This window comes from Acidobacteriota bacterium, from assembly GCA_040754075.1.
Classification (GTDB): Bacteria; Acidobacteriota; Blastocatellia; order UBA7656; family UBA7656; genus JBFMDH01.
This window is the reverse complement of the sequence record JBFMDH010000026.1, coordinates 106,680-113,243: the sequence shown is the minus strand read 5'-3', so window position 1 is coordinate 113,243 and position 6,564 is coordinate 106,680. Positions and strand designations below refer to the sequence as shown.

The window sequence follows — 6,564 nt, the reverse complement described above, 5'->3', positions numbered from 1 at the left end:
GCAGGCACTGAGCAAATTCGCGCAAGCGCCACAAGCGATTTTGTCGTTGTGCAGCCTACCAGAGGAACTGGCTTGGGCTGCCTGAGCGCGTGTTTTTGAAATATCATTTTCTTGAAAGCTATATATTTTCCGAATACCCTGTGCTGAAAAAAACTTGTCGAGTTTGCCTCATTGAATCCGCGAAGTGGAAAGCTATGGCGAAACGTAGTAAAGTGCCGCATTGATTTATCACATTCCTAATTGGAGGTCTCATGGAACGTCGCGATTTCTTAGCAACCGGACTGACATTCAGCGCCGCCTGTATGGTACAGCCCAACAGTTCAACGAACGAAGCAAATAAGGAAACGATTATGGCAGACATTCCAAAACAGGCAAAAATTTTGTTTGACGGCAAAGACCTTTCGCAATGGGTGTCACGCAAAGGCGGCGACGCCAAATGGAAAATCAAAGATGGTTATATGGAAGTCGCGCCCGGAACCGGCGACATTTATACCAAAGAAGTTTTCGGCGATTGCCATCTGCATGTCGAATTCTGGCTGCCTTTGATGGCTGATAAAACCGGACAGGCGCGCGCCAACAGCGGCGTCTATGTGCAGGGACGCTACGAAGTGCAGGTGCTTGATTCCTACGGACTACAGTCCAAAGACAATGATTGCGGCGGCATCTATAAAATCGCCGCGCCGCTTGTGAATGCCTGTCGAAAACCCGAAGAATGGCAAAGCTATGACATCGCCTTTCGCGCGCCGCGACTCGAAAGCGATGTGGTAAAAGAAAAGCCGCGCATCACCGTCTTTCATAACGGCGTGATGATTCATAACAATCTGGAAATTCCATTCCTCACGGGCGGCGCGCTCGACAATGATATGCGAAAACCGGGTCCTTTACTTTTGCAAGACCACCATGACCTGGTGCGTTATCGCAATGTCTGGGTGATGCCTTTTTAGCGCCTTCAGATTGTAGCAGGCAGGTAGTTTTATCAGTGAACCGGCATGTTACGGTAAGCAATACGGGCAATACTTTTTTAGTATCCATCCAACTTATCTGAGACAATTTAATCATTATGAGCCAAGTTGTTAATGCACCAAAACCTTTAGCCGAGGTTGTCAGACCGACAACCATCATCGAAGCGCCGCGACTCGCTAAGCGTTTAGGCGTCAAGCTCACCATCGCCAGCGAGACCTTTCAATTCACCGGCAGTTTCAAATTCCGCGCCGCTTATAACCTCGTCGCCAAAATCGCACAACAACGCATCATCACTGCATCGTCCGGCAATTTCGGACAGGCAATGGCATATGCCTGCAAATTGCTCGGCAAATCCTGCATCGTGGTGATGCCCGAAACCTCTGCCCAGGTGAAGATTGATGCAGTGCGCGAATTTGGCGGCACGGTCGATTTAGTCAATGTGCGCGTCAAAAGTCGGGCAGTGCGTATCGAAGAGCTGGCGAATGAATACCCGGATGCTTATATCGCCAGCGCCTATGATGACCCGCTGGTCATTGAAGGCAATTCGAGCCTGGCGCGTGAACTGGCGGCAATGCCTCGCGCTTTTGATTTCGTCATCGCGCCGGTTGGCGGCGGCGGACTGACATCAGGATTGATTAATGGCTTTCGCGAATCCGGTTCACCAACCAAAGTCATCGGCGCAGAACCGTTAATCGCAAATGACGCGGCGCGGTCACTACGCGAAGGTTATATCGTTACCAACGAGCAGGAACCACAAACCATTGCCGACGGCACGCGCACCTTGAGTATCGGCAAGCACAACTGGGCGATTTTGCAAAATGGCATCGCAGCGATTGTCGAAGTTCCCGAAGAAAAGATTAAAGAAGCCCTGCGTCTGCTTTTCACCTATGCCAATCTCAAGGTTGAACCGACTGGCGCATTGAGCGTTGCGGCGGTGCTGACTGACCCCTCACGTTTTGCCGGTCAATCGGTGTGTTGTGTGGTAAGCGGCGGCAATGTCGATGCGGCGGTTTACGGAAAAATTTTGGCGGGCGAATAAAAAATCACAGAGGCATCAAAGAAGCGGGAGTTATAAACTGCCTAATTTCCCGCTTGCTTTAACACCTCTGTGTTATGAAAACGTTGAGAAAAATTCTTTTAGAAAATTTTCTTGCGTTCAGTGCGATTCTTGTACAGCCAGACTCCGGTTGCAGCGCCTGCGCCAATGACTGCGCCCAGGACTGCACCCTTTTTACCGTTCACGACTGCGCCAGTCGCAGCCCCAGCGCCGGCACCAATGCCGATCACTGTTGCTGCGCCACCCGCGCCCGGCATCCAGCGGTTCTTCTTTTCATAATTGATGATTCCCGGTCCATCAAGGATGTTGATTCTGCCATCGCCAACCCTGATGCCATTTTTGTCGCGTCGTACCCAACGCCCTTCTCCGTTTTGCGCCAGCGCTGGCACCGCCAGACAAAACAGAGCAATGACCAGAGTGAGACTCATGAGTTTGTTTCTCATTACTGTCCTCCGAAGGATGGTGTTTGGTTCATAAGGTCGAGCCGGGATTGCTCGACACTGATTCCCGAATTCTGGATGTTTTTCAAACTCGCGACGTTGCCATCATTTTTTTGAAAGGTTTTTTAAGAAGAACGAACCACCGAGACACTGCGAGAAATGAAGAGGTGTGGAGGTGAAAAGGTGAAGAGGTGATGCCGTCAATCTCGGTTTTTCTTGGCTTTCTTTTTTCTCTCTGAGCCTCGGTGGTGAATTTTCTTTCAGCCCAAACAAAAGAGCCGAAAGATTTTTGCAAATCCTTCGACTCTTAAATTCAAGCAAGAGAGGCTTGCTCTGTTTCAACAAAACTACTTGGCGCGAAATACTGCTTTGGCGTAATCGCGGTTCATTCGCGCAATGAAATCGAGACTGATTTCTTTCGGGCATACGGCTTCGCATGAACCCGTAACCGTGCAATTGCCGAAACCTTCTTTATCCATCTGCTCGACCATATTGAGCACGCGGCGGTCACGTTCAGCCTGACCTTGCGGCAACAATCCCAAATGCGAAACCTTTGCCGACACAAACAACATCGCCGAAGCGTTTTTGCAAGCCGCGACACACGCGCCGCAACCGATGCACTGTGCCGCATCCATTGCCAAATCGGCATTTTCTTTGGCAACCGGAATCGCATTGCCATCGGGGGTGCCGCCGGTTGAAACCGAAACGAATCCGCCGACTTGAATGATGCGGTCAAACGCTGAACGATCAGTGACCAAATCTTTAACCACCGGAAACGGCGTCGCGCGCCAGGGTTCAATAGTAATCGTGTCGCCGTCGCTGAAAAATCGCATGTGCAACTGACAGGTTGTGGTTGCGCCGAGCGGTCCGTGGGCTTTACCGTTAATCACCAATGAACACATTCCGCAAATCCCTTCACGGCAATCATGGTCAAAAGCAATCGGGTCTTCGCCTTTGACCGTCAGTTCTTCATTGATAATGTCGAGCAATTCCAAAAATGACATGTCCGGCGAAACATTTTTCGCATCGTAATCGACGAATTTGCCTTCGCTTTTTGAGTCTTTTTGTCTCCAAACACGCAATTTCAAATTCATAGTTTTTTCGCTCATCGCTATTCCTCAGAGAGTCGCGGTCAAAGACCGCTCTTTCAACCACCGGCTAACTATTTTTGCGATGGTTTCTATTTATCACGTTGATTTACTTATAACTCCTCTGCGTCATGTGAACTTCTTCGTAAACCAACGACTCTTTGTGAAGTTCAGGCGCACTGCCTACACCTTTGTACTGCCAGGCGGCAACATAAGAATAATTTTCATCATCGCGTTTCGCTTCGCCGTCTTCGGTTTGATGCTCTTCGCGGAAATGTCCGCCGCACGATTCATTGCGATGCAAGGCATCGGTGACCAACAGTTCGGCGAATTCCATAAAATCGGCGACCCGGCCGGCGCGTTCCAATGCGGGATTGAGTTCATCGGCATCGCCGAGCACGTTGAGGTTTGTCCAGAACTCTTCTCTGAGTTCCGGTATGCGTTGCAACAATTCTTTGAGTCCCGCTTCGTTGCGCGCCATGCCGCATTTTTCCCACAGCATCTTGCCGAGTTCGCGATGGAAATCATTGACCGTGCGTTTGCCTTTGATAGAGAGGAATTTTTTAATGCGGTCGTTGACCTCCTGTTCGGCTTTTTTGAACTCTTCGTGGTCGGTCGAAACTTTGTTCTGTTTGACCGATGCAAAATGATTGGTGAGCGTATAAGGCAAAACGAAATAGCCGTCAGCCAAGCCCTGCATCAAAGCCGATGCGCCAAGCCGGTTCGCGCCGTGGTCTGAGAAATTCGCTTCACCGGCAACAAACAAACCCGGAATGTTGCTCATTAAATTGTAATCGACCCACAAGCCGCCCATCGTGTAATGCACCGCCGGGTAAATGCGCATCGGACGTTGGTAAGCATTTTCACCGGTGATGCGTTCATACATCTCGAATAAATTGCCGTATCGCTCTTCGATTTTATCTTTGCCGAGTCGTTTGATTGACGCGGCAAAATCGAGATACACGCCGCGTCCGCCGGGACCGACGCCGCGCCCGTCATCACAGGCTTCTTTGGCAGCGCGCGAAGAAATATCGCGCGGCGCAAGGTTGCCGTAGCTTGGATATTTTCTCTCTAAATAATAATCGCGGTCTTCTTCGGGAATCGTATTCGGGTCTTTGGCGCAATCTTCCTGGCGTTTGGGAACCCAGACGCGCCCGTCATTGCGCAACGATTCCGACATCAGAGTGAGTTTCGATTGGTGGTCGCCGCTTACAGGAATGCAGGTCGGGTGAATCTGTGTGTAGCAAGGGTTCGCAAAATACGCGCCTTTTTTATAAGCGCGATAGGTCGCCGTCACGTTGCAACCTTGCGCGTTGGTCGAAAGGAAAAAGACGTTGCCATAACCGCCTGTCGCCAGCACTACGGCATCACCTGCGTGTAATGAAATCGCGCCAGTGATTAAATCGCGAGCCACGATGCCTTTTGCCCAACCATCGACTAAAACCAAATCCAGCATCTCGGTGCGCGGGTACATCTTCACGGTGCCAAGTCCAATTTGTCGGGCTAACGCCTGATATGCGCCAAGCAATAATTGTTGCCCCGTTTGTCCACGCGCATAAAAGGTGCGCGAGACCTGCGCGCCGCCGAAACTGCGATTATCGAGCAAGCCGCCGTACTCGCGGGCAAACGGCACACCTTGGGCGACGCATTGGTCGATGATGTTGACGCTGACTTCGGCTAAGCGATGGACGTTCGATTCACGGGCGCGAAAATCGCCGCCTTTGATGGTGTCATAGAACAAACGATAAACACTGTCGCCATCATTGCGATAATTTTTCGCGGCGTTGATGCCGCCCTGCGCGGCGATGGAATGGGCGCGACGCGGGCTGTCTTGAAAACAGAAGGCTTTGACGTTGTAGCCCAGTTCAGCAAGCGACGCCGCAGCCGAGGCACCGGCGAGTCCCGTGCCGACTACGATAACATCGAATTTGCGTTTATTCGCAGGATTGACGAGCTTTTGCTCTTTCTTATAATTCGACCACTTTTCGGGAAGCGGTCCTGATGGAACTTTTGCATCCAGACTCATAGTTTTAACCTTATTTTACAAGCCCCAGTAAAATTGCAATGGGTATTGAACAATTGCCAAGAAAAATAACCAGCGCCGAAATTTTCGCAAACCGATCAATGGCGTTGGCGAAGGCGCGCTTTTTCCAACCGAGCGATTGAAACATGGCGCTGACACCGTGGCTGAGGTGCAATGCCAGTAATCCCATGCATATCAGATAAATCATGGCAATGCCGGGATTGGAAAAACCGTTGACCATCATGCGGTAAACATCGTGGCGGCCTTCAAGGTCGGTGAATCCCATGCCTTCGGGTTGAACCACGCCAACCGTGAAATGCAGCAGGTGAAAGACGATGAATGCCAGAACAATCAAGCCGCTGAAGGTCATGGCTTGCGAAGCGAAACTCGCGCCGTAGAGTTTCGTCGAATCATAACCTACGGGGCGCGCTCGCCGATTTTCTCTTACCAGTTGCACAACCGTAATGATGTGCAACAGGGCAAGAACCAATAAGCCGATGCGCGCGGGCCACAGGATTTCGACATTCGATTGTAGAAAATGACCGTAAGCGTTAAGCGGTTCCTTGCCCAGGTAAATTTGCAGGTTGCCCAGCATATGACCAATCACGAAAAGAAAGAGCAACATTCCGGTGATTGCCATAATGTATTTTTTGCCAAGTGAAGATTGAAAGATGCGTTTTAGAGCTTTCATTTGCGAAATCCGTCAGAAGATTTTATTCGGGCAAATCAACTTTGCTTCCGACTTCAGAGTGTAACGAGACGGCAGATTTGCTCAAGTCGTGTGCCCGGTTGAAAAAATGGAGTGAAAGGTTAGCAATAAATCCGCCAGATGTAAAATTCAAACCGCTAATCTTTTGCATCGGATTTCTTAATCAACCGCTGTTTTGACGATTGTTTTTAATCACCAGCCTGACCGGGAACGAGAGCATCGAGATTTCGTACCCTCGCTCAGGGTCAAGCTACCGACACCAATATTGCCTTCAACCCCAACTC

Annotated in this window: 6 protein-coding genes; 2 read left to right on the top strand and 4 right to left on the bottom strand. The window is 50.4% G+C overall.

Annotated features, from left to right (window positions below):
• Positions 1–251: 251 nt before the first annotated feature.
• Both AB1757_23355 and AB1757_23350 read left to right on the top strand, forming a co-directional pair.
• Complete coding sequence (locus AB1757_23355) at positions 252–944, top strand: DUF1080 domain-containing protein (protein ID MEW6129992.1); 693 nt, start codon at positions 252–254, stop codon at positions 942–944.
• Positions 945–1,060: 116 nt separating this feature from the next.
• Positions 1,061–2,002, top strand: coding sequence for a threonine/serine dehydratase (locus AB1757_23350; protein MEW6129991.1), 942 nt, complete (start codon positions 1,061–1,063; stop codon positions 2,000–2,002).
• A gap of 98 nt (positions 2,003–2,100) precedes the next feature.
• On the opposite strand, the gene AB1757_23345 is transcribed toward AB1757_23350, so the two are convergent.
• From AB1757_23345 to AB1757_23330, 4 genes are all read right to left on the bottom strand, one after another.
• The gene (locus tag AB1757_23345; GenBank protein MEW6129990.1) at positions 2,101–2,463 is read right to left on the bottom strand and encodes a hypothetical protein; all 363 of its coding nucleotides are present in this window, start codon (positions 2,461–2,463) and stop codon (positions 2,101–2,103) included.
• Between the two features lie 344 nt (positions 2,464–2,807).
• A complete protein-coding gene (locus AB1757_23340; protein ID MEW6129989.1) occupies positions 2,808–3,554 on the bottom strand; it encodes a succinate dehydrogenase/fumarate reductase iron-sulfur subunit in 747 nt (248 codons plus the stop codon).
• A gap of 103 nt (positions 3,555–3,657) precedes the next feature.
• Positions 3,658–5,574: a fumarate reductase/succinate dehydrogenase flavoprotein subunit gene (locus tag AB1757_23335; protein ID MEW6129988.1), complete on the bottom strand. Its 1,917-nt coding sequence runs from the start codon at positions 5,572–5,574 to the stop codon at positions 3,658–3,660.
• Positions 5,575–5,584: 10 nt separating this feature from the next.
• Positions 5,585–6,262: a succinate dehydrogenase cytochrome b subunit gene (locus AB1757_23330; protein ID MEW6129987.1), complete on the bottom strand. Its 678-nt coding sequence runs from the start codon at positions 6,260–6,262 to the stop codon at positions 5,585–5,587.
• Positions 6,263–6,564 lie beyond the last annotated feature (302 nt).

Excerpts from the sequence above, each read along its gene's own strand:
- AB1757_23335 (MEW6129988.1), bottom strand. The coding sequence starts at position 5,574 with ATGAGTCTGGATGCAAAAGTTCCATCAGGACCGCTTCCCGAAAAGTGG.
- AB1757_23355 (MEW6129992.1), top strand. The coding sequence starts at position 252 with ATGGAACGTCGCGATTTCTTAGCAACCGGACTGACATTCAGCGCCGCC.
- AB1757_23330 (MEW6129987.1), bottom strand. The coding sequence starts at position 6,262 with ATGAAAGCTCTAAAACGCATCTTTCAATCTTCACTTGGCAAAAAATAC.
- AB1757_23340 (MEW6129989.1), bottom strand. The coding sequence starts at position 3,554 with ATGAATTTGAAATTGCGTGTTTGGAGACAAAAAGACTCAAAAAGCGAA.
- AB1757_23350 (MEW6129991.1), top strand. The coding sequence starts at position 1,061 with ATGAGCCAAGTTGTTAATGCACCAAAACCTTTAGCCGAGGTTGTCAGA.
- AB1757_23345 (MEW6129990.1), bottom strand. The coding sequence starts at position 2,463 with ATGAGAAACAAACTCATGAGTCTCACTCTGGTCATTGCTCTGTTTTGT.